This is a genomic window from Microvirga sp. VF16, from assembly GCF_016864375.1.
Taxonomy (GTDB): domain Bacteria; phylum Pseudomonadota; class Alphaproteobacteria; order Rhizobiales; family Beijerinckiaceae; genus Microvirga.
The window spans coordinates 1,289,152-1,313,509 of sequence record NZ_CP069356.1 but is presented as its reverse complement, the minus strand read 5'-3'; the positions used below and the strand labels follow the sequence as shown (position 1 = coordinate 1,313,509).

Annotated in this window: 18 protein-coding genes and 3 pseudogenes; 11 read left to right on the top strand and 10 right to left on the bottom strand. The window is 62.2% G+C overall.

Annotated elements, in window-relative coordinates; all coding sequences use genetic code 11:
• Nucleotides 1-90 precede the first annotated feature (90 nt).
• Complete coding sequence (locus tag JO965_RS38715) at nucleotides 91-1,434, top strand: PLP-dependent aminotransferase family protein (RefSeq protein WP_203446060.1); 1,344 nt, start codon at nucleotides 91-93, stop codon at nucleotides 1,432-1,434.
• A gap of 378 nt (nucleotides 1,435-1,812) precedes the next feature.
• Here JO965_RS38715 and JO965_RS38710 read toward each other — a convergent pair whose 3' ends face one another.
• The 3 genes from JO965_RS38710 to JO965_RS48600 all read right to left on the bottom strand — a co-directional run bounded on the left by JO965_RS38710 (nucleotide 1,813) and on the right by JO965_RS48600 (nucleotide 3,289).
• Nucleotides 1,813-2,037 (bottom strand): hypothetical protein, encoded by a 225-nt coding sequence (locus JO965_RS38710; protein ID WP_203446059.1) that lies wholly within the window; start codon nucleotides 2,035-2,037, stop codon nucleotides 1,813-1,815.
• A gap of 61 nt (nucleotides 2,038-2,098) precedes the next feature.
• On the bottom strand, nucleotides 2,099-2,503 hold the full coding sequence (locus JO965_RS48605) for an adenylate/guanylate cyclase domain-containing protein (protein WP_246777141.1): 405 nt from the start codon (nucleotides 2,501-2,503) through the stop codon (nucleotides 2,099-2,101).
• A gap of 168 nt (nucleotides 2,504-2,671) precedes the next feature.
• Nucleotides 2,672-3,289, bottom strand: a complete 618-nt coding sequence (locus tag JO965_RS48600) for a hypothetical protein (protein WP_246777140.1) — start codon at nucleotides 3,287-3,289, stop codon at nucleotides 2,672-2,674.
• 381 nt (nucleotides 3,290-3,670) lie between these two features.
• Between JO965_RS48600 and JO965_RS38700 the strand changes: the two genes are divergently transcribed.
• The 4 genes and pseudogenes from JO965_RS38700 (at nucleotide 3,671) to JO965_RS38685 (ending at nucleotide 8,029) form a co-directional block, all read left to right on the top strand.
• A complete protein-coding gene (locus JO965_RS38700) occupies nucleotides 3,671-4,327 on the top strand; it encodes a VOC family protein (RefSeq protein ID WP_246777139.1) in 657 nt (218 codons plus the stop codon).
• A 167-nt stretch (nucleotides 4,328-4,494) separates the two neighbouring features.
• Nucleotides 4,495-4,699, top strand: a pseudogene (locus JO965_RS38695) (pyruvate/2-oxoglutarate dehydrogenase complex dihydrolipoamide dehydrogenase); the annotation flags it as partial.
• Between the two features lie 197 nt (nucleotides 4,700-4,896).
• Nucleotides 4,897-6,588, top strand: coding sequence for an FAD-dependent oxidoreductase (locus JO965_RS38690; RefSeq protein ID WP_203446058.1), 1,692 nt, complete (start codon nucleotides 4,897-4,899; stop codon nucleotides 6,586-6,588).
• 133 nt (nucleotides 6,589-6,721) lie between these two features.
• Entirely contained in the window at nucleotides 6,722-8,029 is a 1,308-nt protein-coding gene (locus tag JO965_RS38685) for a family 1 glycosylhydrolase (RefSeq protein WP_203446057.1), read from the top strand.
• 213 nt (nucleotides 8,030-8,242) lie between these two features.
• On the opposite strand, the gene JO965_RS38680 is transcribed toward JO965_RS38685, so the two are convergent.
• The 4 genes from JO965_RS38680 to JO965_RS38665 all read right to left on the bottom strand — a co-directional run bounded on the left by JO965_RS38680 (nucleotide 8,243) and on the right by JO965_RS38665 (nucleotide 12,998).
• Nucleotides 8,243-8,824, bottom strand: a complete 582-nt coding sequence (locus tag JO965_RS38680) for a hypothetical protein (protein ID WP_203446056.1) — start codon at nucleotides 8,822-8,824, stop codon at nucleotides 8,243-8,245.
• Between the two features lie 206 nt (nucleotides 8,825-9,030).
• On the bottom strand, nucleotides 9,031-9,750 hold the full coding sequence (locus tag JO965_RS38675) for a transglutaminase-like cysteine peptidase (protein WP_246777138.1): 720 nt from the start codon (nucleotides 9,748-9,750) through the stop codon (nucleotides 9,031-9,033).
• Between the two features lie 831 nt (nucleotides 9,751-10,581).
• Nucleotides 10,582-11,649, bottom strand: a complete 1,068-nt coding sequence (locus tag JO965_RS38670; RefSeq protein WP_203446055.1) for an alpha/beta fold hydrolase — start codon at nucleotides 11,647-11,649, stop codon at nucleotides 10,582-10,584.
• Between the two features lie 167 nt (nucleotides 11,650-11,816).
• Nucleotides 11,817-12,998 carry an epoxide hydrolase family protein gene (locus JO965_RS38665; protein WP_371826999.1) on the bottom strand — a complete coding sequence of 394 codons (1,182 nt, stop codon included), beginning with the start codon at nucleotides 12,996-12,998 and terminating at the stop codon, nucleotides 11,817-11,819.
• Nucleotides 12,999-13,629: 631 nt separating this feature from the next.
• Between JO965_RS38665 and JO965_RS38660 the strand changes: the two genes are divergently transcribed.
• The 3 genes from JO965_RS38660 to JO965_RS38650 all read left to right on the top strand — a co-directional run bounded on the left by JO965_RS38660 (nucleotide 13,630) and on the right by JO965_RS38650 (nucleotide 16,929).
• On the top strand, nucleotides 13,630-14,580 hold the full coding sequence (locus JO965_RS38660; protein WP_203446054.1) for a LysR family transcriptional regulator: 951 nt from the start codon (nucleotides 13,630-13,632) through the stop codon (nucleotides 14,578-14,580).
• 286 nt (nucleotides 14,581-14,866) lie between these two features.
• Nucleotides 14,867-15,818, top strand: a protein-coding gene (locus tag JO965_RS38655) for an IS630 family transposase (protein ID WP_203446053.1) whose coding sequence is annotated in 2 segments (ribosomal slippage) — nucleotides 14,867-15,241 and nucleotides 15,243-15,818 — 951 coding nt in all. Because the reading frame shifts where the segments join, the coding sequence is not laid out codon by codon here.
• Nucleotides 15,819-15,942: 124 nt separating this feature from the next.
• Nucleotides 15,943-16,929 carry an IS481 family transposase gene (locus tag JO965_RS38650; protein WP_203444297.1) on the top strand — a complete coding sequence of 329 codons (987 nt, stop codon included), beginning with the start codon at nucleotides 15,943-15,945 and terminating at the stop codon, nucleotides 16,927-16,929.
• Nucleotides 16,930-17,116: 187 nt separating this feature from the next.
• Here JO965_RS38650 and JO965_RS38645 read toward each other — a convergent pair.
• From JO965_RS38645 to JO965_RS38635, 3 genes and pseudogenes are all read right to left on the bottom strand, one after another.
• Nucleotides 17,117-18,283, bottom strand: a pseudogene (locus JO965_RS38645) (IS701 family transposase); the annotation flags it as partial.
• Between the two features lie 316 nt (nucleotides 18,284-18,599).
• Nucleotides 18,600-19,631, bottom strand: coding sequence for an IS110 family transposase (locus JO965_RS38640; protein ID WP_203439776.1), 1,032 nt, complete (start codon nucleotides 19,629-19,631; stop codon nucleotides 18,600-18,602).
• Nucleotides 19,632-20,027: 396 nt separating this feature from the next.
• Nucleotides 20,028-20,696 carry a TetR/AcrR family transcriptional regulator gene (locus JO965_RS38635; protein ID WP_246777137.1) on the bottom strand — a complete coding sequence of 223 codons (669 nt, stop codon included), beginning with the start codon at nucleotides 20,694-20,696 and terminating at the stop codon, nucleotides 20,028-20,030.
• A 121-nt stretch (nucleotides 20,697-20,817) separates the two neighbouring features.
• On the opposite strand from JO965_RS38635, the gene JO965_RS38630 reads away from it, so the two are divergent.
• The 3 genes and pseudogenes from JO965_RS38630 to JO965_RS38620 all read left to right on the top strand — a co-directional run bounded on the left by JO965_RS38630 (nucleotide 20,818) and on the right by JO965_RS38620 (nucleotide 24,349).
• Nucleotides 20,818-22,029 (top strand): HlyD family secretion protein, encoded by a 1,212-nt coding sequence (locus JO965_RS38630; RefSeq protein ID WP_203446051.1) that lies wholly within the window; start codon nucleotides 20,818-20,820, stop codon nucleotides 22,027-22,029.
• A gap of 41 nt (nucleotides 22,030-22,070) precedes the next feature.
• Nucleotides 22,071-22,625: pseudogene (locus JO965_RS38625) on the top strand (MFS transporter); the annotation flags it as partial.
• 77 nt (nucleotides 22,626-22,702) lie between these two features.
• On the top strand, nucleotides 22,703-24,349 hold the full coding sequence (locus tag JO965_RS38620; protein ID WP_203446748.1) for an IS1182 family transposase: 1,647 nt from the start codon (nucleotides 22,703-22,705) through the stop codon (nucleotides 24,347-24,349).
• Nucleotides 24,350-24,358 lie beyond the last annotated feature (9 nt).

The window sequence follows — 24,358 nt, the reverse complement described above, 5'->3', positions numbered from 1 at the left end:
GCCGCAACTCCCGGTGCAATTTGGTTGATGTAAGTATAATGCTCCTCTAATTTACTCGGCTCAATCAAATCATTGTACTCGGTGCAATAAATGTCGAAGTCCGAATATCTAAAGCTGGCCGATGCCCTCGCGGCGGACATCGCCGATGGCACGCTCAAGCCTGGCGACCGCCTGCCGCCCCAGCGCAGCTTCGCCTACGAGCGCAGGATCGCGGTCTCGACGGCGAGCCGCGTCTATGCGGAGCTCCTGCGCCGCGGCTTGGTGGTCGGCGAAGTCGGCCGGGGCACCTACATCGCGGGTGACGCCAGGCGCGGCTTGGCAGCGCCAAGCGAGCCGCGCGGCATCCGGATCGATCTCGAGTTCAACTATCCGATCCTTCCCGATCAAACGACGCTCATCGCCAAAAGCCTGGAGGGCCTGACAAAACCTGGAGCGCTCGATGGCGCCTTAAGACAGGCGACCAGCGTCGGGACGCCGACTGCCAGAAGCGTCGCCGCCGCGTACCTGTCGCAGGGCGCATGGTCACCCTCGCCGGATCAGCTCGTCTTCACCGGCAACGGACGGCAAAGCATTGCCGCCGCGCTCGCCGCCGTGGTGCCCACGGGCGGCCGCTGTGGCGTGGAGGCTTTGACCTATCCCTTCATCAAGGGGATCGCCGCCCGGCTAGGTATATCGCTGGTGCCGCTGGCGATGGACGAAGCCGGCGTACGGCCTGGTGCGGTCGAAAAGGCGCACCGTGAGGCCCATCTCTCGGCCATCTATCTTCAGCCGGCAGTCCACAATCCTTTGGGCATGACGATGCCCCCGACGCGCAGGGCTGATCTCGTGCACGTGGTCGAGAAGCTCGATCTTCCGGTCATCGAGGACAATGTCTACGGCTTCCTCGACAATGAGCCGCCGCTGGCCGCAATCGCACCGGAATCCTGCATCGTCATCGACAGTCTCTCCAAGAAGGTCGCTCCCGGCCTGGCGCTTGGCTTCATCGTGCCGCCGCAGCGGCTGCGGGAAAGCGTGATGGCATCGGTGCGTTCGGGCGGATGGACCGCCTCAGGCTTTGCGTTTGCGGCGGCTCAGCGGCTCATCAGCGACGGCATTGTTGCCGAGCTGGCGCGGCAGAAGCGTCTCGATGCTCGCGCGCGTCAGAAACTCGCGGCCGATCGGCTTTCGGCGTTCGAGGTCCAGGCGAACGACAAATCCTATCACCTTTGGCTGACGCTGCCGGCGCACTGGCGTTCGCAGACCTTCGTTGCTGCCGCGGCCCGTCGCGACATAGCCCTGACGCCCTCGACGACCTTCGCCGTCACCCCGGGCCATGCGCCGAACGCCGTGAGGCTTGCGCTGGCGGGTCCGACCATGGATCAGCTCGATATTGGACTGCGCACGCTGGCCGCGATGCTGAAGGCCAGGGAGGACGATTACGCTTCGACCGAATAAGCGAGGTACGGTTGTTATCGCAGTGGCTGTTGCGCCGCCATAGCCGTTGGGCTGAACCGACTGACCGATTTTGGCTCCTGGCAGATTTTGTTGAAAAACTCCCGGTGGCTGCTTTGTCGGTCTATTAATAGCGCCAGAGCGCCAGATCAGGCCCAGCATCTTGTATGCTGACCACGCGAGAAACGGCGGTTGCAGACTTTTTCAACAGTATCGGCACTTCACGGAAGTAAAGCAAAGGTCTGCTTGAGATGCGAACACCGAACGTCCTGGAAAGGCCCGGGATTCCCCAGTTTGACCTGGGGCCGCCCTTCCGATGCCTGTCGTAGGATGCCGGTAGCTCATTGCTTGGGAGCCTGGTTACATGTGCTGCCTGTGCGTTTAGAAGGGCGCTTCCAACCGCAAGATCGCAAACTCTTGGCCCGTCTCCTCTACAATCTCGACGGTCAGATTCTCCTGTCGGAGGCGGCGGGGCAAGTAGGCCCGAAAGTGCCTGGCGACCCGGTGAGCCTCGCGCCAGGCGGTCTCCAGATCGGGGAGATGGTGGATCTCGAACTCCTGCACAAAGCAGATGCCACTCGATGCATTGAAGACGTAGCGCGGCATGATCTTTCCCTCGGGCCGGAGCCTTTTTGCGACGATGTCGGACGCTCCGCTATCAACCAGATTAACCTCCCGGCTCTCTTCTGGGCTTGAGCTCGGAGCCAGCCTCTTGGTCCCCCAAAGGACCACTGCCGGGTGAGACCAGCTCGAAAATCGCCTGCGCGTCCGGGATCCCCGGTAGCACGAAGGTTCCAAGCCGCCGTGTGGTCTCCGCCGGAAAGCAGGCCGCCACCTCCCGGGAACACGCCGCGGCCGCGTTCGCGCTCTTGGCGACTGACTCCAGCCGGCTGACGAAGTTGACCGTGGGACCCACGACCGTGAAGTCCAGCCGATCCGGGCTGCCGATATTGCCATAGATCACGGAGCCGACGTGCAGGCAGCCAACAAACCGTAGCCCTGCGATCGGCTCGGCCCCGAGCAGGGCCGCCTCCAATGACCGACGCGCGAGCGCACGCCTGCTCCCATCCACCCTCCTCAACTCGAAAGATGGCCAGCACGCCGTCACCGATGAACTTCAGCACGTCCCCACCCTCGGCCTGCACCGCGCTAACCACCAACTCCTGGTACTGGCCCAGGCGCTCCAGCAGCTCATAGGGAGGTAACTGTTCGGAGAGGGCAGTGTACCCGCGCAGATCGGTCAGCAGCACGGCCGCTTCGATGGCCACCTGATCACCGCGGCGGATGGCGCCGCCGCTAAAAAGGGACTGAGCTCCTCGATGAAGGCCATGGCTGCCGGGCCGAATCCGCCGGGAGCATCGGTGGTGAACGCAGCCCCTTGCACCGAGCCGTCTCCATAGACGATCGGGAGGGCCAGGTAATCGGTGCTGCCATCCGCAGCGAGTTCGAAGAGCACCGGATGGTCATGGGCTGGATCGAGGTCTCCCAGGGAACGCTGGAAGCGGGTTCGCGTCTTGATGACCTGCTCGAAGGGGCTGCCGGTGAATGAGCTTGTCGCCAGGACACGGCGGGGAACGGTGTACTCTTCGGCTCCGGTTTCGCGCATCCAGATCACCCCCCAGGCACCGATCAGCGGATTGATCAGCCGCTGTCCGATCCGAACCCGCCAGAGCGGAATGCCTGCGGCCACGAGCCGTTCGCAGGTTTGGGCAACGATCTCGACGGGGGAGAGAGCCACACGTGCCGCGCCAACCAGCCACGTGGCGAAGTCGACGACATTAAAGTCGGAGATGCGCTGATGGGGCATGGCGTATCCCACCTGTGCGTTGCGGATGCCGGACGGATGCAGCAAACTCATTCGAAGCACTCCCGACGATTATTCGGCCAGCCCTGATATGACACAACCCCGCGTAACGGCAGTCCTTGCATAAGACGGAAGTCAGTCTACTTCCGCATTGAAGCGGTGAACCGACGTTCGAAGGACCGCAGCGACCGAACCTATGCCGCTTTCCCACCAAGGTGAGAAGGCGTATCCTATTCAAGTTCGTTCAAGTCCTCGTGTTGGACCTTGGCTCCCGACGAGCCATTTTTTGATCGACAGCTTTGTCGAAGTCACTCCTGTGCCGCATAGTTTGCGTCATCCGATAGCGTAATCGGTCCGACGGTGTGCCTCTGCTGTGGTTCACGCGCGTGGATGTTTATTGCCACTCTCAAGGCACCCATACCTAAGGAGCCAGACATGAGCAGTACTCAGGTACATGATGAACCCGCAACCGAGCCTCCGCGAGTGCGAGCGGTCGATATGAAGCTCGAGGTCATCGTCATCCCTGTTGCGGACGTCGATCGGGCCAAGCGATTCTACGACGGCTTAGGGTGGAGGCTCGACGCCGACTTCGTCAAGGGCGAGGCATTTCGGGTCGTACAATTTACGCCTTCTGGCTCGCCGTGCTCGATCCACTTCGGCAAGGGCGTCACGTCCGCCGAGCCGGGTTCGGCACAGCGAATGTATCTCGTCGTGTCCGACATCGAGGCGGCGCGCGCCGAACTCGTCGAGCGCGGTGTCGATGTGAGCGATGTGTTCCACCGTGCCGCCGTCGGGGAGGGTCCCCTGAGCGGACCGGATCCGGAGCGGCGCAGTTACAACTCATTCGCCACGTTCAGTGACCCGGATGGTAATAGCTGGCTCTTGCAGGAAATCACCGCGCGACTGCCCGGACGCGTCGATGCGGCTGACACGACCTTCACCTCGGCGGCCAAACTCGCGGCTGCGCTCCGCCGGGCGGCGGCCGCACATGGGGAGCACGAGAAGCGAACCGGCCAGCATAATGAGGGTTGGCCGGACTGGTACGCCGAGTACATCGTGCGCGAGCAGGCCGGCAAGCCGCTGCCCTCATGAGCACTGGCCCGGTGGCCTACCGCTTGCCGTTCGGACAGGATCAACGTGTCGCCCACTGAAAGACATCATTGCGATCCTCAGTGCGGCACTCATCGCAGGCTCGTGCCATGACCCAAGTCTTCGACGCCATCATCATCGGGACCGGACAGGCGGGTCCCTCCCTGGCCGGGGAGACCAAGGGCTTCATGAAGGTGGTCGCCGACGCGGACACGAAGCAGATCCTGGGGGTGGGGCGACGAGGCGATTCACGGCATCCTGGACATTATGAATGCGAGAGCGACCTATCCGGTGCTGCAATGGGCTGTTCCCATTCATCCGACCGTCTCGGAACTGATCCCCACCGTGCTGGGAGACCTGAAACCCTTGAATTGAGGCTGCCGCGTTGCAGGACGTAAATGCTACGCGCGACAGGCTTATCTCGCGAGCCGATGTCCTGATGGCCGCCCGGTGTCCGCTTTTGATGCTGTGGGCCGCTCCCACCTATCGCTGAGGCAGCAGGGCTGCTTTGAGCAGTTAGCGACCCAGGACCAGGTGATCAAGGCCCACCTACCTGAGAAGGAGAGGCTGTCATGCCCTCGCTGACGCAATCCACCATCACCACGCGCCGGGACCAGATGTTTCCCATCCTCAAGCCAGCCGAGATGATGCGCCTGTACCGGTTTGGCGAGGTCCAGCGCTACCGCGCTCATGAGCCTCTGGTCCGGAGCGGGGAGGCGGGTTATGGCCTCGCCGTCATCCTGACCGGCAAGGTCGCGGTGACCCGGTATGACGAAACAGGCCAGCAGGAGCCGATCATCACATATGGTCCCGGTGGGTTCACGGGCGAACTGGCTCAACTATCTGGGCATCCGGCTCTCGTGGACGCCCATGCTCTGGAGCCGGTGGAGGCCCTGATCATTCCCCCCGAGCGCCTCCGGGGGCTTCTGGTGGCCGAGGCGGAACTTGGAGAGCAGATCATGCGAGCTTTGATCCTGCGGCGTGTCGGCTTGATCGAAGCAGGAGTCGGCGGACCGCTGATCATTGGACAGGCCGATGATGGCAATGTGTTGCGGCTCGAGAATTTCCTGGCCCGCAATGGCCATCCGTACAAGAGATTGGATCCCATGGGCGATCCTGCAGCGGGGACACTGATTGAGCGGTTTCATATCGCTTCGGAACATCTGCCGATTATCCTGTGTCCAAGTGGCCAATTGCTGCGCAACCCCACCGAGTTCGAATTGGCCCGCTGCATCGGACTGGTGGGGGCGCTCGATCCAAACCGGATCTGTGATGTGGTTGTCGTTGGGGCGGGGCCCGCGGGACTTGCCACCGCCGTCTACGCCGCGTCCGAAGGCTTATCCGTCCTGGTGCTCGACTGCCGCGCGTTCGGCGGCCAAGCGGGCGCCTCTACCCGAATCGAGAACTATTTGGGCTTTCCGACCGGAATTACCGGCATGGCGTTGATGGCTCGCGCCTACACACAGGCCCAGAAGTTCGGGGCCGAGATGGCGATACCGGACGAGGCCGTTGGGCTTGAGGGCGGCATATCAGGAGGCGGTCCATACGTGGTGCATCTGCTCAATGGCGAGAAAGCCCGCGCCCGGTCTGTGGTGATCGCTACGGGCGCCCGCTACCGGCGGCTTGATGTTCCGGACCTGGAGCGGTTCGAAGGCGCGTGCGTGCACTATTGGGCCTCGCCTTTGGAAGGGAAGCTCTGCTCCGGCCAGGAGATTGCCCTCGTCGGCGGCGGCAATTCCGCGGGTCAGGCCGTGGTCTACCTTGCTAGCCAAGTGGCGAAGGTGTGGCTGCTCGTCCGGGGGCGGGATCTTGGGACGAGCATGTCGCGCTATCTCGTCGACCGGATCGAAGCTCTTCCCAATGTGGAGATCATCACCCAAGTTCAAGTCACCGAGCTGGAAGGACAGCCAGGCCGGCTGGAGGCGGTCCGCTGGCGCCTGGCAACTGGGGAGGAAATCCGCCAGCCGATGCGGCATCTGTTCTTATTCATTGGTGCTTCGCCTAACACTCAATGGCTGGAATCGTCGCAAGTGGCGCTGGACCCCAAAGGTTTCGTTCTGACCGGAGCCGATGTGGCTCCGGGCCGGAGGCCATTGGAGACGAGCCTCACCGGCGTCTTCACCGTCGGGGATGTCCGTTCCGGTTCGGTGAAGCGGGTGGCCGCGGCGGTGGGCGAAGGGGCACAGGTGGTGGCCGCGCTCCATTCATTCCTGACGAAAGACACGATTCTGACCAAGGTCTACAGCGAGACCATGTTGCAATAAACCGTTCTCGGTTCAGTATCGCCGCTGCGGTGTCGCTTAGCACGGGCGAACAGGTTTTGACCGACCAAGCCGCGAAGCGCAAACTCCACATTGGCTCAAGGTCCGGGTTCGAGCAGGACACAGGAGACCGAACATGACCGCTTCAACGTTTCTGTTCGCCACGGGGATCGAGAACAGCTATCCCACGATCAACGGCGGTCGGACCCGCATCGATGAGATGGAGAAGTGCGGACACTACACCCTCTGGAAGACGGACTTTGATCTACTCGACGAGGTCGGGATCCACTATCTCCGCTACGGTCCGCCGATCCACACGACTTGGCTCGGGCACGGGCGCTACGACTGGGACTTCTGCGACCAAACCTTCGGCGAACTCTATCGGCGTAACGTCGTGCCGATCGTCGACCTGTGCCATTTCGGCGTGCCGGACTGGATCGGCAATTTCCAGAACCCCGAGTTTCCCGAACTCTTCGCCGGGTATGCGCAGGCTTTTGCCGAGCGCTTTCCCTGGGTCCAGTTCTACACGCCGGTCAACGAGATGTTCGTTTGCGCCGCGTTCTCAGCTGCCTATGGCTGGTGGAACGAGCAGATGCAAAGCGACCAGGCTTTCGTCACCGCCCTGAAGCACATCGTCAAGGCCAATGTGCTCGCCATGGGGGTGATCCTCGACGTGCGTGCGGATGCCATCTTCATCCAGAGCGAGTCCTCGGAGCACTTCCACCCGGACTGCCCCGGCGCGATCCCGCTTGCCGAGTTCTACAACGCCCGCCGCTTTCTCCCGCTCGATCTCAACTACAGCCGGCGGGTGGACTCGGACATGTTCGTCTACCTCATGGACAACGGCATGAGCCGGGACGAGTACGAATTCTTTATAAGGGCCAACCTCAAGCGCCACTGCATCATGGGCAACGACTACTACGTGACCAACGAGCACCTCGTCTCGGCCAACGGCCACTCTAGCGCCTCGGACGAGGTCTTCGGCTATGCCGAGATCACGCGGCAGTACCATGACCGCTACAGGCTGCCGGTGATGCACACGGAGACGAACGTCAAAGAAGGCCCGAGTGGCGATGAGGCGGTCAAGTGGCTCTGGAAGGAGTGGTCCAACGTTCTGCGCGTGCGCAACTCCGGCGTGCCGATGATCGGCTTCACGTGGTACTCGCTCACCGATCAGGTCGACTGGGATACCGCCCTGCGGGAGGAGAACGGCACCGTCAACCCACTCGGCCTGTACGATCTCGACCGCAACATCCGGGCGGTGGGACGGTCGTACAAACAGCTGATCCATGACTGGTGCCAGGTCCTGCCGGCCCAGAGCGTCTGCCTGCAACTGTCGATCACGCAGCCCCGCGACTTCGACAAGCCGTTCGCTCAACGTGCGCGGAAGTCGATGAAGTGGATCTGCGAGAGAACGCCCAGCGAGCCTCTCATGGCCAGCTAAATCAGTCTCAATAGGTGTTCAACCAGTTTTCACCCTAGGCTGCTATAACGTCATTATCTTTCCACGGCGGGTATTGTTAATGTCCACCAGAGCAAGAGCTATTCCGCACTCTCGCCACTTCGACGATCTTTGCGGAAATGGGAACTTCACCCTTAATTGCCCGTAGTTTGCACTTGAGCCACGTCGGTGGATCCTTCCAAGCTTGGCTGTCACTCATGCTGCAACCCTGGAGCTGAGTTCGTCCAGTTCCGCGTTCATTAGCGCCATGGCACGGGCTCGACAGGCAACCTCGATGGCCGAGCCCAGGTCAGGGTGGAGGAGCTTGGCTACGCGCCGGCGGACCCGGTTGATGTCCGAGCGGGTGGCCGGTTTTTCCGCGTCGATGATCAATCTCGCCGCGTCGCAATACTGCCGGACGCAGATGGCGGTTGTGCCGTTGTCGCTCGAGAATGCAATCGCTTCCGGAAGCGAACCGATGATCGCAATTCTTCGGGACCAAGGCTTCACATCGAACTGTATATTTGAGCCGCTTGTGTCGCCAACAAAGACCACCAGACAACCGCGGCCGTCTGTGATGAGCCGGGCTGACCAGGCAATGGAGTTCTCGTCGACGATCGTGGCCCCGTAAACTCGTGTGCCATGCGAGGAGGCGGGATGCGCCATCAGATACAATCCGAGGGAATGGGTCTCGCCCGAGTTCGGATTCGTGATGTCGAGAGTCAGAAACCTCTTTGCATACGGAAGATCGTTACCGCTGGTAGAATGAGGAGTCTGGCGGCGAACAATCCGCGACAACTTGTCCGTCATAGAAGAGTGACCGGCGACTCTTGCGATTCCTGCCAAAATGGAACCAACCAATAGCATAATAAGATCCTCTAACCCGTTTTACTAAAAGCCAAGACATCTGCACTCGCCTGCCAGTCACCAGCTCTCTCCAGCCGTCATGTTCTTGCGACTTTGCTGCCCAGACTCTGCGGTTTTTGGAGTGCGTGCTGTTTCGGCTACTGGCCTGTCGACGAAGTTACCAAAACGTGCCCTCCAAGCGAAACCCAGTCGAGGCTCTTGTTACCTTCACTCTTGATGTAGACGTAACCGGTCCGATACCACAGCAGCACCTCGTTCCTATTGTTGTCGAGGATGAAGTCGCCGCGGTCCGTGCGGGCCATCAGCACAGCATGGCCCTCGCGGTTCTCATCCAGCACGACGACCATGCGCAGTGCGCGGCGTGAGAGACCAGCGTCCACCAGGATGCGGCGCTTGAGTAGCTGGTAATCCTCACAGTCACCATAGCCGTCGGCCGGATAATCCCAGCGGTCGATCACGCCCCAGTGACTGATGTCTTCACGGGGAGAAACCATGGTATTGACGTGCTTGTTGACGGTTATGATCGTCTTCCAGACCTGATCCGTGAGTTGAATCCTTTCAGTCTCAGACGGGTCGACTGCACACTCGGCTGCCATGCGCACGCAGAATTCATTCCAGGCTGCCGTCGGCTGAACGATCTGATCCGCTGTCGGAATCCACGCTGCTTCATCCCCCTGATGGGATTCATCCGCGTGAGCCCGCGGGGCTTGGACGAGCGCCAGAAGCAAAATAACGGTGATGGCGATGGCTCGCAGAAACCATGCAAGGTTGCCTCGAGATGGGATGTCTGGATCTTTAGCAACGATATGATTGTGCTCTCCATCCGAAGTCGGAGGCATATAGGCCTTCGTATTCATGAAAAGTCTAGCCTGAACCATTGATCGGGCTTGCGGCGGCAGGACTCTGATGGAGACCCGCAGGCGCCGTGGCGATCTGAATTGGCGGACAAGAAGCGTTAACATCGTGCGAGCTCTCCTGAGGCTCCCTGCAATGGCGACAGGCGCAATGTACCGGTGCGCTTTGCGTCATAGAATCCTCAAAGCCGGCACGGGACCGTTGCGCGAGACGGAATAATCCTTGCCCGCCCCGGGACCTCAAGAGACACGGTCGCAGGGAGCGGGAGCTTCGATTGTGGAATCCGACAAGACCTACTTGGCTCCGACAGCAGCGAAAGGCGAAGTGGCAGCCTTCATCGCATCGTACCGGTGAAGATCATCCGTCCAGTTGTGGCACGAGCCAGCATGGCTTGATATCGATCGTCTTCTGTCTGTGTCGCGACTGGGTGGACCGGTTGGCATCACAGACGCAATCGACGGCAGCTATCAGCTCGTCGTCCGATAAGGATAGGTCAAGGCTGTCGATATTGGATCTGCCTGGGGTTAATCTGACCTCCAGCCAAAGCAGAGATACCTGCGACAGTCCCGATAGCTTGGACAGCCGACGCTCGAGGCTCGGATCGTATGGGATCGCGATCGTGCTTGAACTTTCGATCTCAGCCGTCAGAGAGAGTTGAACATGGGCACGACTGGTCTGTTCTCGTTCCAGTCGCGATCCTCATCAGAATTAGGCTCGTATCCCGTCGACGGCGCGAACGGCTGAAGAATTCCATTCCCCATCAACATGAGATCCCTGGATAGGCCATGGCTGCAAGGGAAGGCGTTTCAGAGAGCTGCCCTTGCTGATGCTGATCAGGACCGATCCACATCCAAGACCGCTTCGACGAAGGCCTGCGGCGATTCTTGCGGCAGGTTGTGGCCGATCCCACCGGTGATCAGCCGATGTTCGTACCTGCCCGAGAACTTCCTGGCGTAGGCTGCCGGATCCGGATGGGGAGCCCCATTGGCATCCCCTTCGAGCGTGATGGTCGGCACGGTCACGACCGGGAATTCGGCAAGCTTCTTTTCCAGTGCATCGTATGGCGGCTCGCCGTCTGCCAGCCCAAGCCGCCAGCGATAGTTATGTACGACGACGGCAACGTGGTCTGGGTTCTCGAAGGCTGCGGCGCTGCGGTCAAATGTGGCATCGTCAAAGTCCCACTTCGGTGAAGCGAGCTGCCAGATCAGCTTGGCGAAATCGTGCCGGTATTTTTCGTAGCCGACCCGACCGCGTTCCGTCGCGAAATAGTACTGATACCACCATTCCAACTCGGCCTTCGGTGGTAATGGTACCTTACCCGCCTCCTGGCTGCCGATCAGATAGCCACTCACGGCGACAAGGCCTTTGACACGCTCCGGCCAGAGCGCCGCGACGATATCCGCGGATCGCGCTCCCCAGTCGTAGCCGGCGAGGATCGCCTTCTTGATCTTGAGCGCATCCATGAAGGCAATGAGGTCGACGGCGAGCGCCGACGGCTGACCGTTGCGGATCGTCTCGCTGGACAGAAAGTGCGTTGCTCCATGACCGCGCAGATAAGGGACGAGCACCCTGTACCCGGCGGATGCCAGCAACGGAGCGACATCGACATAGCTATGAATGTCGTAGGGCCAACCGTGCAGAAGGATCACCGGGGCGCCGTCAGTGGGGCCGACGTCCGCGTAACCGACATTCAGGAGGCCGGCGTCGATCTGCTTGAGCGAGGGGAACGATGTGTTCGTCCCCGGCTTAAGGACGGACAGGTATCCCGGCGCTGTCTGGCCGGATCCCGCTATCGCAGAACTGATCACGTCCAAGTCCGCTGCGGCAATGAGAATGGCTGCGGTGCCAAAAAAGCGGCGACGACGCAGATCGATTTTCTCAGGCGTGTCAGTCTTGCGCATCTTGGATCTCCTTCGCTCAACGGTTGGTCGCACAGTGCTGGTTGCCGTCCGGAGGTGGCGACTTTGGCCGCCGCCGATCACGCGTTTTACTCGAAGGCAAAGGTTCATCCGGATACCGGGTCCGTCAGGAGGCAGCGCAGCTGCCGTGCGCTGCCCCCTCACTTCCATCAGCGCAGTGACCGGAACGCATCCCGGATCTCCTGGGTGAAGAGTTCCGGCTGTTCCCAGGCCGCAAAGTGCCCGCCCTTGGGCAGCCGGTTGTAGTGAATCAGCTTGGGAAACGCTTTCTCAGTCCAACTGCGCGGCGCAGTATAGATTTCGTCCGGGAAAGCGCTCACCGCGACCGGAATGCTAACGCCCTTGGGAGCGAAGAATGCGAGCTTGCTCTCCCAAAAGAGACGCGCCGACGAAACACCCGTGTTCGTCAGCCAGTAGAGCGTGACGTTGTCGAGGATATCGTCGCGCGTGATCCCCTCCGACTGCCCATCGAAGACTCGTCCGATAAGCTTCTGGCTGACCGCATCATGGTCGAGCATCCACGCGGCAAGGCCAATGGGCGAATCCTCCAGAGCGTAGAGCGTCTGCGGACGGTTGCCCATTTCGTGCGCGTAACCCACGCGGTGCTTGTAGAAGAAATCCAACTGGTCCCACGCATATTGTTCGTCAGTCGAGAGACCAGAGGGCGCTGGCCCGCCGGCCAGGGCCGCTGAAATATTGTCAGGGAGGGTTCCCGGCATATTGGTGTGGATGCCAAGCAACCCCGCGGGCCTCTGAAGTGCCATTTGCTCGGAGATGGCATCGCCCCAGTCACCGCCCTGTGCGACATATTTCTTGTACCCCAGCCGGTCCATCAGGACGGCCCAGACGCGCGCGATGCGCTGCGGATCCCATCCGAGCTCCGTGGGCTTGCCGGAAAAGCCGTACCCTGGAATGGACGGAATGACGACGTCGAACGCGTCGGCCGCGGTCCCGCCATGAGCGGTCGGGTTGGTCAGCGGGTTGATGATCTTCAGCTGCTCGATAATCGAACCCGGCCATCCGTGCGTGATGATCACCGGCAGCGCGTTAGGATCCCTCGACTTGACGTGGATGAAGTGGATGTCGACGCCGTCGATGTTGGTGACGAACTGCGGCAGCGTGGCGAGCCGCTCCTCGACCTTTCGCCAGTCGTACTGGTTCGCCCAATAATCGGCGAGCTTCTGCATCGTCGCGAGCCGCACGCCCTGCGAGTCGTCCGCCACCAGCTCCCGGCTGGGCCATTTAGTTGCCTGGATCCGCCGCTTGAGGTTGACAAGCTCGTCATCGGACGCGCGGAACTTAAACGGCCGGATCGCTGTGTCTTCCGTCACTGTACCCGCTTGCACGGTCTGCGCGGCCAGAGGCGTGGGGATCAGATCGACGGCGAGCACGGCTGCCGACGCGGCCAGAAATACTGCGGCTGAGCTAGCTAGAGAGTGGCGCCGAGTAGGCGATAACGGTAGTGCCTGCACGATGATTCTCCGTGATAAGATTAAGTTTAGACGGCTGGCCCATGCACGGCCGTTGGGCCGAGACCTAAGATTGGCGGAGGTCGAAGCGAATAGTCGCCATCTGGGAGACACTCTTTCGCGATCCGGTTGAATGGCCGCTTCAGGATCGCTCGAGTTCTATGGTCAACGCGCGAAATCCGCGCAACCAGTCGCGAGATCACCTTCGGGCAACTGGCAAGCGCGCATGAGCGGAGCCTCGGGAGCCCGCGCTATGCGAGGGATGCAACCAGCTCGTCGGACTAGAGAATAGTCTCCCTTAGCTGGCTAGTAGGATAGGGGCTATGCGCGTTCGGACGCTACAGCCCCGGTACGTGGTCTGGCAAGGCGAGCTTGGTCGTAAGGCCGAGCTTTGCCATGCATAGCCCTAGTGGAATTGCCGCAACGCGAGTGAAAGTCTATGATTTGGCTATCATTACTCCTCCAAACGTAAGAATAAGTGGAGGACATATCAGTGGACCGCCTCGACGCCATGAAAGTCTTTGTGGCGGCGCTCGACGAAGGCAGCCTCGCCGGTGCCGGTCGCAAGCTCCGCCGCTCTCCGGCCGCAGTCAGCCGGGCCATCGCCTTCCTGGAGGAGCATGTCGGCACCGAACTCCTGCACCGAACGACACGATCGATCAAGCTCAGCGAAGCGGGGGAGCGCTACGCTGCCGTCTGCCGGCGCGTGCTCACCGATCTTCAGGAGGCCGACATCTTGGCAGTGGGCGAGCGCTCGGTGCCGCGTGGCACGCTCGCCCTGACAGCGCCGGTTTTCCTCGGCGAGACGGTGTTGTGCCCGATCATCGATGCCTTCATGGATGCCTATCCGGCCGTGTCGGTGCGTCTGTATCTGCTGGACCGGCTCGTGAATCTCATTGATGAAGGTATCGACGTTGCCCTGCGCATTGGGCACCTCGCCGACTCGAGTCTGGTGGCGACCCGGGTCGGCGAAGTTCGGCGCATTGTGGCGGCGGCACCGCGTTATCTCGCGCACAATCCCCGGATCATGGAGCCGGCGGATCTTGCAAAACATCAGATCATCGCGTTCGCAGACCTTGGGATTGATTCCTGGAGCTTTCCGCCACTGGACGGATCGTCTGCTCCCCGCACGGTGCACTTCACACCGCGGCTCATCGTCAACAGTATCCGAGGAGCCATAGTCTCTGCCGCCAGTGGCCGTGGTGTGACGCGGTTGATGTCGTACCACATCGACCGACAGGTGCGTGAAGGGTCATTGGAAATTGTACTCAAGGACTACGATGACCGGCCTTTACCTCTCCATTTGGTTTCGCCGCAGGGGCGCCTTTCCGTTCCGAAAGTACGCGCATTTGTGGATATGGCTCTCCCACGGCTCCGAAGTCACTTCGCCCATGCGAGCCGTGATGCCGAGTTTGCAAGAAAGAGCGATTCGCTCACACTCTGAAAAAGACCGCGCCAGAAGCGACTGCTTGCTGATATAGCGACTGAAGCCGCTGCCGCTAGCAGCAGCTGTCCAGTTCGCTCCTGAGTGCAGCCCAGGGAGCGGCGATCCGCCGTCCTCACCACTCGCACTCAACCGTGCAACGAAAAAGTGTCTACCGATCCGCGGCTATTCGCAGCCACATCGAGCGGGACTAGAGCATCGGCGGTTCTGACTGAATCAGAGGCTATGCGGCGTGGCGGCTTCGTGATTCATTTGTCTCAGCCCTCTTCCTGGGAGGAGATGAGCGATGACCAAGTCCTATTCGCTGGATCTGCGCCACCGGGTGGCGCGCTTTGTCGAGGCGGGCCATCCCTGCCATGAGGCTGCCCGCCACTTCGAGGTCTCGGTCGCCTTCGTGGTCCGGCTCATGGCGGCCTATCGAGCCACTGGCAGCCTGGCACCTAAGCCGGAGGGCGGCTGGCGCTACTCCAAGCTCGATCCGCATCGCGAGTTCCTGCTCCAGCGTGTTGCCGAGAAGGGCGACATCACCATGCCGCAGCTCGCGGCTGAATTGGCGGCCTGCGGCACGAAGGTCATGCCTGCGTCGATCTCGCGCTGGTTCATTCGCCAGGGCTACAGCTTCAAAAAAAACGCTGCGGGCCAGCGAGCAAGGACGCGCCGACGTGCGCCAAGCGCGCGATCATTGGCGCAGCAAGCGCCAGCCGCGCATGCAGCAGGAGCCGCATCGTCTGGTGTTCCTGGATGAGACCGGCACCTCCACCAAGATGACGCGCCTGCGCGGGCGCTGCCGCAAGGGAAAGCGGTTATGTATGAGCGCTCCCTTTGGCCATTGGAAAACCCAGACCTTTGTCGCCGGGCTGCGGTGCTATGAGCTGACGGCGCCCTGGGTGATCGACGGGCCGATGACCCGTCAGATCTTCGAGACGTATGTCGAGACGCAACTGGCGCCGACGCTCCGCCAAGGCGACGTGGTCATTCTCGACAACCTGCCAGCCCACAAGAGTGAGAAGGCCGCGCGGTGTCTGAAGCAACAAGGCGCCTGGTTCCTGTTCCTGCCCCCGTACAGTCCGGACATGAACCCAATTGAGCAGGCCTTTGCCAAGATCAAAGCGCTCCTGCGCAGAGCTGAGGCCCGAACCCTCGACGCGCTCTGGCGCGCCATCGGTGACATCTGCAACTTGTTCGAGCCAGGAGAATGCCGCAACTACTTCACCGCCGCAGGCTATGGATTCGTCTGAACGTCCGATGCTCTAATTGTCTGGTGGCGGAACGTTGTTGGGACCAAGTGCGTTGCGCGATTGAGGAGTATGCTTGGCGCTTTGACGGCCTGCGGCGCCGAGCTCCTCATCGCAGGAGGACATGATGCACTCCCTTCATCCGCAAGCCCGCACCACTCCAGCCGTCCGCCAGGAGATTGCCCGCTCATCCGAGCCGACGGGCGTGCTGGCCCAGCGCTTCAGTGTGAGCACCGAGACGGTCCGCAAATGGCGCAAGCGCGGCCCCAAAGACTGTCAGGACCACAGCAGCCGGCCGCACAAGCTGCCCTGGAGGGCCACCGAGGAGGAACGCGCCATCGTCTGCGCCCTGAGGCAGGCCACCGGCTTTCCGCTCGACGATCTGACCTTCGTGGTCACGCATTTCCTGCCGCATCTCAACCGTGATGCGGTCTACCGCATCCTCAAGGCTGAAGGCTTAGGCCGCCTGCCACCGGCGCAGCAGCGCCAGCGCCGGAGCGGCACCTTCAAGGACTACGATCTCGGCTTCGTGCACATGGACATCAAACACCTGCCCAAGCTGAGAACCGCCAATGGCGAGAGCCGCAAACGCTTCCTCTATGTCGCCATCGACCGCTGCTCGCGCTGGGTGCACCTGGCCGTCAAAGACGACGAGCTGGCCATAAGCGCGATTGCCTTCCTCAAAGAAGCGATCCGCGCGTTTCCCTTCAAGGTCACCCACGTGCTCACCGACCGTGGCTCGTGCTTTACCGCTGATGGCTTCGAGGACGCCTGCCACCAGTTGAAGGTGGAGCATCGCAGGACCAAGCCCTACACGCCGCAAACCAACGGTCTCGCCGAGCGCTTCAATGGACGGGTGCAGCGTGAAGTGCTCGGCATCACGATCTACAGCCATGGGGATCTGGAGACGCTGCTCAAGGGCTTCAACCAAGCCTACAACAGAAGACGCCAGCGCGTGCTCAAGGGGCGATCACCGGACGAGGTCGTGCGAAGCCGCTTGGTCGCTGAGCCGAAGCTGGCCAATCGGCGCGCGAAGCCACCCGATCCACACGCTTTGCCTCAAGCCCTCCAGGTCGTCGCTCACGCCAAGGAGGTCTCGCATCCAGACATCTAGCACTACAGTTGCACCTTGCGTTTGCGATGTGAGGTTTGCGCCATCGCCTGATGCGCGCGTCGCCACGCGGACCAGGCGATCACGAAGGCAGGCTCGATCCGACGCTGCTGGAGGCGGGTGGCCACACGGCGGATTTCCTGGACAGACCATCGCACCAGCGCTGGAGCCGGGCTTCGTCGTTTCTTTTTTGGGGTGACGTGAGAGTGTTGGCGCGCTCGCGCACCACCGCCATCATGGCAAAGGCCAGCATCACCAGCGAGACATGCCGGTGCCAGCCATGCCACGAGCGGGTTTCGTTGTGCGTCAGCCCCAGCTCCGTTTTGGCGGTCTCGAACGCATCTTCGATCGCCCAGCGCTGGCCCTCGACCCGCACCAACTCTTCGATCGACGTGCCGGCCGGGCACCAGGTCGAGAAGAACGCCAGATCCCCATCAGCGATGCTGCGTCGGATCAGCAGGCCGCGCGTCCACAGGCCGGTGAGGTCTTCGTTGTACTCATCCGCCTCGAGATCCGCCAACTCTAGATAAGCCCATTCGTACAGGCGCGCTCCCTTGGTGCCGTCTCCCGCCGACAGGCGTCGCCAAGTCCCGGGAGCAAGAGCCTTTGCGATCTGCTCGGCCATGCCGGCCACCTCAGGTTTGTCGCCCCAGGAGTTGAACTGATCGGTCGCATGAGCGCCGAGCACATAGCCCTTGCCGGCCCGGCGCAACAGCATCTCGATGGAGCCCACGCCGTAGATGGAGTCCGTCGCCGCCCAGTCGAACGGCACGTCAGCCGCGATCGCGCGCTCGATCATCTCGGCGGCGATCTCGGGTTTGGTGACAAAGCGAATGGCATCCGGCACCTGAGCCGCCGTGCGGCGCTCGGGCGTGTTGGTCCAGTCCTTGGGCAGATAGAGCTGGCGATCGATGAAGGCGCAGCCCTTCTCCGACACGTAGGTGGCAAACACGCCGATCTGGCAACTGGTGATCTTGCCCGCCGATCCGGTGTATTGTCGGCCTACCCCGCACGAGCGCTGGCCTTGCTTGAGAAAGCCGGTCTCGTCGATCACCAGCACCGCCCCGGGTGAGGCGAGCGTCTCGAGCGCATAGTCGCGCACCATATCCCGCAGCGCATCGGCGTCCCAGTGGCTGCGGCCGAGCACCGCCTGCTGGCGCCAAGGGCCCGAATCGCCGGCGGCTTCCGCGCGCATCCAGCCGGTCTTGCGCCGCTCCGGCCCCAGCAGCCCGTCGAGGAAGGCGGCGGCCGAGGCGGCGATGCTGGGATGGGCAAACAGCGATTTGAGGTGAGCTTTGACCTGACGCAACTCCACGCACCAGAGTTCGAGCATCTGCTCGACGGCCACACCGGTCATGGCAGCCTCCTGTGTCAGATCAGGAGGTAATTAGCGCAAAACCGACGGGTGCAACTGTAGTGCTTCTGTAATGGGCCGTTGGGTGTCAAGCCCCTGAGTGACTGTCCTGTCGCCGAAGTCTTGCTTCTGTTCGGGGTCGACGCGAGGCCGCCCCACCATGCCATCAGAGAGGATGCGGTCAGCCCATCTAAGGCGCGTGTTCCACCTCGATGAGATGCTCACGGCACTACTTACGGCTTGACCGCCTCCATCGTCCCGGCGACGGGACCTCAGGAGAACGGGACGATCGCCGCCCCGTTCCGAACGCTTGTTTCTCCTATGCGGCAACGCCCTCCCGGTTCCAGCGGAAGGTGGTGCCGTCGATCCAGATGCGATGCAAAATGACCGCAAGCTTCCGGGCCAGCGCCACCTTGGCCCGCCGCATGCCGCGCCGCTTGGCCACCTCCAGCGCCCAGCGCTTGAGCGCAGAGAAGCGCACCGCGCGGGTGAGCAGGATATGGGCTCCTTCATAGAGCGCCGTGCGCACCATCGGATCGCCCACCCGGCTCACGGCTCCCGTGATATCCGTCTCGCCCGACTGATACTTCTTCGGGGTCAGGCCAAAATGCGCGCCCACCGCCCGCGAGCGCGAGAACCGCTCAGGATGATCGACTGCGGACGTGAAGGTGACCGCGATCAGCGCGCCAACGCCTGGCACGCTCATCAGCCGCCGGCAGACCTCGTTCTTCCGGGCGATCGCCAGCATGGCCCGATGCAATCGGGCAAACTCCATTTGCAGCGCGTCCCGGGCGCGCAGCATGGCTTCGGCAATCTTCTCCAGCATTTCATGACCGGCCGTGAGGGTGCGCACCCGGGCGGCAAACTGGCCCTTGCTGATCTCGCCGACCTTCAGGCCGAAGCCGCGCAACAGCCCACGCAGGCTGAGCTCGACATCACGCATCTTGGCCTGCAGCTGCTTGCGGGCCATGAGCAGCGCCCGCACTTCTTGCGCCGGCGGCGACTTGCAGTGGACGGGGCGGAACCAGCCCATGCGCAGCAGTTGGGCGATGCCGCGCGCATCGCGCCGGTCGGTCTTGACGATCATGGCCGAGAGCGCCGCCTTGACATGCCGCGTCTCCAGCAGCACGACTTCGAACCCAGCCTGCACAAGGCCGGCATGCAGCCACTGCGAAAGTGGCCCGGCCTCCAGGCCGACGCGGGTGAGCGGTAGGCTCAGGCTGGCGAGAAAGGCCGCAAGCGCCTCCGGCTCGCTGGCGACCTTCGCCTCGCGGACAATCTGTCCGGAGCCATCGAGGATGCAGACGCTGCTCAGTTCCAAAGACACGTCGATTCCGGCATAGTAGTCCATGGCTGTCCCTCATGATGCTTGGGGCCGATCCGCTCGGACCCCGTTCCAACACACATCACTCTGAGGGACAGCCACCCCGCTCCGCTACTGCGTGAGCGGCAGGCCCATTACGGCATCTAACTCTGTGCTCAACAGCATTGTGCACCCTGACTGACAGCGGCACCAGAATTACTCAGGGCGAAGATCCCTATCACTGCTTCCGATTGGCTACGCGAGGAGAGGCAAGGACTCGCGATTGATGCTGAATGGGAAAGAAATGCTGAGGCGCCGTCGCGCTGCTCAGCGTCCGATAAGCACCTGCATTGCTATCGAACCAGAACGCGATCGACATGAGTTCGAATGGAGAGACTGCTCGTATAACAGGCGGCAACTCCCGAAAGGACAGCTTCTATCCATTCAATGTGCGGCAGGACGGGTATTAAGACGACAGCCGGTCAGGAACAGGTTCGCGCACATTCTGGCCCGTGCCGCGATCTCCTCCGCATCGGGCGCGGCGCGTTGGCCTAGCATCACGGCGCGCTGTGGCTCCATGACCATCATGCCGCGCAACATGTCAGCCGCGACACCAGGATCGTCGAGCGCGATCACTCCCTGATCGCATTGCCGACGCAACCAGCCCTCAATGGCCTCACGGGTGCGCCGGAAGGCGCCCTCGTAAAAGGCCGCCCCAAGCTCGGGAAAGCGGTCGCTCTCGCTGGTGACGAGCCGCGTGATGGCGATGACTTCCTGGTCAAGGGCCAAGTTGCCGTACGCGCACAGAATACGCTCAAGCGCCGCCTCAAGCTCGAGGGTTCCGATGACGGCCTCATCGATGGCCAGCATGAAACGTCCGATCCGCTCGGAGCACATGCTTTTGAACAGATCCGCCTTGGTGGGGATAAGGCGGTACATGGTCTTGGTGGAGATCCCGGCCCGTTGGCCTACGGCAGCCATGGTGGTGGAGGCGTAGCCGTTTGCCCGGAATTCCAACGACGCGGCCTCAAGGATCAGATGCCGGGTCTCCTCGTCGGAGCGGATTGGCGGGCGTCCACGAGAGCGCCGGGTCTTCTCTGCAATTTCGCCCATGACGGTTTTCCAAATTCTGATTGACATTGCCGTTATAGAGCTTATTTTGGAAAACATCAAGTTTCCTAAATTGGTCAGGACCGGGATGTCCAGGTCCCCCAAATGGGAAAGGGGTATTCCGATGTCCCAGCAGTCAGCTCCCTTCACGGCCGAAAAGCCTGCTTTAACAGTACTCAGTCCCCACCTGACTAACCGCGCTCCCGAGCCTGATCCAAGCGCCGCGCCCGTTCAGGCGGATCCCATTGGCCGCCCGGCTGGCACTAGGCGCCGGCTGCGCGCTCTCTTGTTGGTGGGTGCCGGTCTCCTCGCCTTGGCGGGAGCCGCCGACTACGGGTGGCGCTACTGGACCGTCGGGCGATTCACGGTGTCGACGGACGATGCCTATGTCCGTGCCGACAACAGCACAATCGCGCCGAAGGTGCCGGGCTATATCGCGGCTGTGCTGGTCGGCGACAATGAGCGCGTCAAGGCCGGCCAGATCTTGGCCCGGATTGACGATCGCGACTATGCGGTGGCGCTGGTACAGGCCAAAGCCGACCTCGCCGCGGCCCAGGCGACAGCAGACAACAAGGAGGCCGCACTCGCCGCTCAGCAGTCGCTGATTGACGCGGCACGCGCGACGATTGCTGTCGATCAGGCCAACGAGGCCTTCGCCGAGCAGGAGGACCGGCGTTACGCCGCCCTTGCGACCAAGGGCTTCGGAAGCGTCCAGAATGCCCAGCAGGCCTCATCCCGGATCGCGGCCGCCCGGGCGGCGGTCACACGCGACGAAGCGGCCCTCGCGAACACGATCCGACAGACCGATATCCTGAAGGCCGAACTGGCTCAGGCCCATGCGGTACTGGCCCGGAGCGCAGCGGCGCTCAAGCAGGCCGAGCTGAACCTGTCTTACACCACCATCACCGCGTCGGTCGATGGTGTCGTCGGGAACCGGACATTGCGGGTGGGCCAGTACGTACAGGCCGGAACGCAGCTGATGGCCGTTGTGCCGGTCGATGCAACCTATGTCATTGCCAATTACAAGGAGACGCAGCTGACCCATGTCCGGCCTGGGCAGCCGGTCGAGATCGATGTCGACACCTTCCCGGGCGCCACCTTCAGCGGGCGTGTCGACAGCATCGCGCCGGCCAGCGGGCAGGAGTTCGCCCTGCTGCCGCCCGACAATGCCACCGGCAACTTTACAAAAGTAGTGCAGCGCATCCCGGTCAAAATTGTTCTCGACTCCGGCAGGCCGCTGGCTGGCCAGCTCAGGCCCGGTATGTCGGTCACCCCCAGCATCGATACCCGGACGCCCGAGCACCGGATCGCTTCGGAGGCCGTCATCAAAGGGTAGCTTCAAAAAACCAGAACGACACACTTGCCAGAGGCACGGCCATGTCCGACATGACGCTCAATTCCTCGCACTCCCCATTATCTGCCACCCGCCCCGCCGACAAGGCCAGCCTGACCGCGTGGGTGGCCGTGTTGGCCGGCATGATCGGGGCGTTCATGGCGATCCTGAACATCCAGATCACCAATGCTTCGCTCCTCAACATCGAGGGCGGCATCGGCACCGGCGTCGACAACGGCGCCTGGATCTCGACCTCCTACCTGATTGGCGAGATCGTGGTGATCCCGCTGACAGACTATCTGAGCCGTATCTTCTCGTTCCGGCGCTACATCATCACCAGTACGATCCTGTTCCCGCTGTTCTCGATTGCCTGTGCCTTCACCCATGATCTCGGTTCGATGATCGTCATGCGTGGCCTCCAGGGCTTAGCCGGCGGCGTCCTGATCCCAATGGCCTTCACGATGGTCCTGACCAAGCTGCCGAAACCGCAGCAGTCAATAGGACTTGCTCTCTTTGCCCTGTCGGTCACCTTTGCCCCGGCGATCGGCCCGACTATCGGCGGCTATCTGACCGAAAACTATGGCTGGCAGACGATCTTCTTGACACTGTCGGCGAATTGCGCGGCGATCTGAGCGGGCGCATGATCTGGAGCTTCACCGAGCAGGAAGGATCAGCCATGAGCCTTCACCCAGAGCCGATCGGCGCGATCCCGACGGAGACTGCCCGCATTGCCCGCGCAGCGTTTCCCAAGAGCACCACCATCATGCGGCTGCGCGACGAGTTCAGCGCGCTCTACAGCGACGCCGACTTCGCCGCCTTCTATCCGTCGCGAGGCCAGCCGGGTCTGGCGCCCTGGCGCCTGGCGCTGGTCACGGTGTTCCAGTTCCTCGAACAGCTGAGCGACAGGCAGGCCGCCGATGCGGTGCGGGCGCGGATCGACTGGAAGTACGCGCTCGGGCTCGAGTTGGCCGACCCCGGCTTTCACTTCAGCGTGCTCGCCGAGTTCCGCCAGCGGCTGGTGGATGGTGGCGCCGAGCATTTGCTGCTCGACCGCATGCTCGAGCACTTCAAGGCACGCGGCCTGGTCAAGCCGCGCGGCAAGCAGCGCACTGACAGCACACATGTGCTCGGCGCCGTGCGTGACCTGCATCTCTTGGAGCTGGTCGGCGAGACACTGCGTGCCACGCTCGACGATTTGGCGGCCGTTGTGCCCGAATGGCTGCGCTCAATCGCCCAGCCGGTCTGGTTTGAGCGCTATGCGCACCGGATCGAGGACGGCCGCCTGCCCAAGAGCCAGGCCAAGCGCGAGGCGCTGGCGCTCGAGATTGGCGCCGACGGCTATCGGCTGCTCGATGTGCTGGATGCGCCCGAAGCTCCGGCTGAGGCGCGCGCGGTGCCGATGGTGGCTCGGCTGCGTCACGTCTGGCAGGTGCATTTTGCCCGAGAGGACGGCCGGCCACGCTGGCGGGCCGGCAAGGAGCTGCCGCCGGTCGGCGAGCGACTGCAGTCGCCCTATGATCCGGAGATGCACTACAGCACCAAGCGCGGGCACGAATGGTCGGGCTACAAGGTCCACGTCACCGAGACCTGCGATGATGACAGCGCCCATGTGATCACGCATGTGAGGACCGGTATGGCCATGCAGTTTGACATGAGCTGCACGGCCGAGATCCACACGAGACTGGCGGCCAAGGGTCTGTTGCCTGCCGAGCATTTTGTCGACTGCGCCTATGTCAATGCCGATCTGCTGGTCGACAGTCGACGCGACCACGCGGTGTCCCTCGAGGGGCCGGTGCGAAGTATCTCGACGTGGCAGATGCGTGAAGGGCACGGCTACGATCTGGCGCAGTTCGTCATCGACTGGGAGCACGAACGGGTCATTTGCCCCCAGGGCAAGATCTCGGTGACGTGGCGCATCCGGCGAGGCCGTGATGGCCTTGAGGACGTCAATGCCCAGTTTAGCCGTTCCGATTGCGGTATTTGCACGGTGCGGGCACTTTGCACGCAGGCCAAGGAGGCCCGCCGCAATCTCTACTTCCGACCTCGCGAGAAGCATGAGGCGCTGAATGCGGCCCGCGCCCGCATGCGCGATCCTGAATGGCAGGAGCGCTACCATATTCGCGCCGGTGTCGAAGCCACGCTGTCGCAGGGCGTGCGCGCCTTTGGCCTGCGGCGCAGCCGCTACATCGGGCTGGCAAAGACCAGCCTTCAGCACGTCTGCACGGCCGTGGCGATGAACGTCTCCCGCATGATCAACTGGCTTGAGGGACGGCCACGTGCCAAGACGCGCGTGACCCGCTTTGCTGCCCTGGTCGCCGCCTGAATTCGCCGA

Excerpts from the sequence above, each read along its gene's own strand:
- JO965_RS38715 (WP_203446060.1), top strand. The coding sequence starts at position 91 with ATGTCGAAGTCCGAATATCTAAAGCTGGCCGATGCCCTCGCGGCGGAC.
- JO965_RS38710 (WP_203446059.1), bottom strand. The coding sequence starts at position 2,037 with ATGCCGCGCTACGTCTTCAATGCATCGAGTGGCATCTGCTTTGTGCAG.
- JO965_RS48600 (WP_246777140.1), bottom strand. The coding sequence starts at position 3,289 with ATGAGTTTGCTGCATCCGTCCGGCATCCGCAACGCACAGGTGGGATAC.
- JO965_RS38700 (WP_246777139.1), top strand. The coding sequence starts at position 3,671 with ATGAGCAGTACTCAGGTACATGATGAACCCGCAACCGAGCCTCCGCGA.
- JO965_RS38690 (WP_203446058.1), top strand. The coding sequence starts at position 4,897 with ATGCCCTCGCTGACGCAATCCACCATCACCACGCGCCGGGACCAGATG.
- JO965_RS38685 (WP_203446057.1), top strand. The coding sequence starts at position 6,722 with ATGACCGCTTCAACGTTTCTGTTCGCCACGGGGATCGAGAACAGCTAT.
- JO965_RS38675 (WP_246777138.1), bottom strand. The coding sequence starts at position 9,750 with ATGAATACGAAGGCCTATATGCCTCCGACTTCGGATGGAGAGCACAAT.
- JO965_RS38670 (WP_203446055.1), bottom strand. The coding sequence starts at position 11,649 with ATGCGCAAGACTGACACGCCTGAGAAAATCGATCTGCGTCGTCGCCGC.
- JO965_RS38650 (WP_203444297.1), top strand. The coding sequence starts at position 15,943 with ATGCACTCCCTTCATCCGCAAGCCCGCACCACTCCAGCCGTCCGCCAG.
- JO965_RS38640 (WP_203439776.1), bottom strand. The coding sequence starts at position 19,631 with ATGGACTACTATGCCGGAATCGACGTGTCTTTGGAACTGAGCAGCGTC.
- JO965_RS38635 (WP_246777137.1), bottom strand. The coding sequence starts at position 20,696 with ATGGGCGAAATTGCAGAGAAGACCCGGCGCTCTCGTGGACGCCCGCCA.
- JO965_RS38630 (WP_203446051.1), top strand. The coding sequence starts at position 20,818 with ATGTCCCAGCAGTCAGCTCCCTTCACGGCCGAAAAGCCTGCTTTAACA.
- JO965_RS38620 (WP_203446748.1), top strand. The coding sequence starts at position 22,703 with ATGAGCCTTCACCCAGAGCCGATCGGCGCGATCCCGACGGAGACTGCC.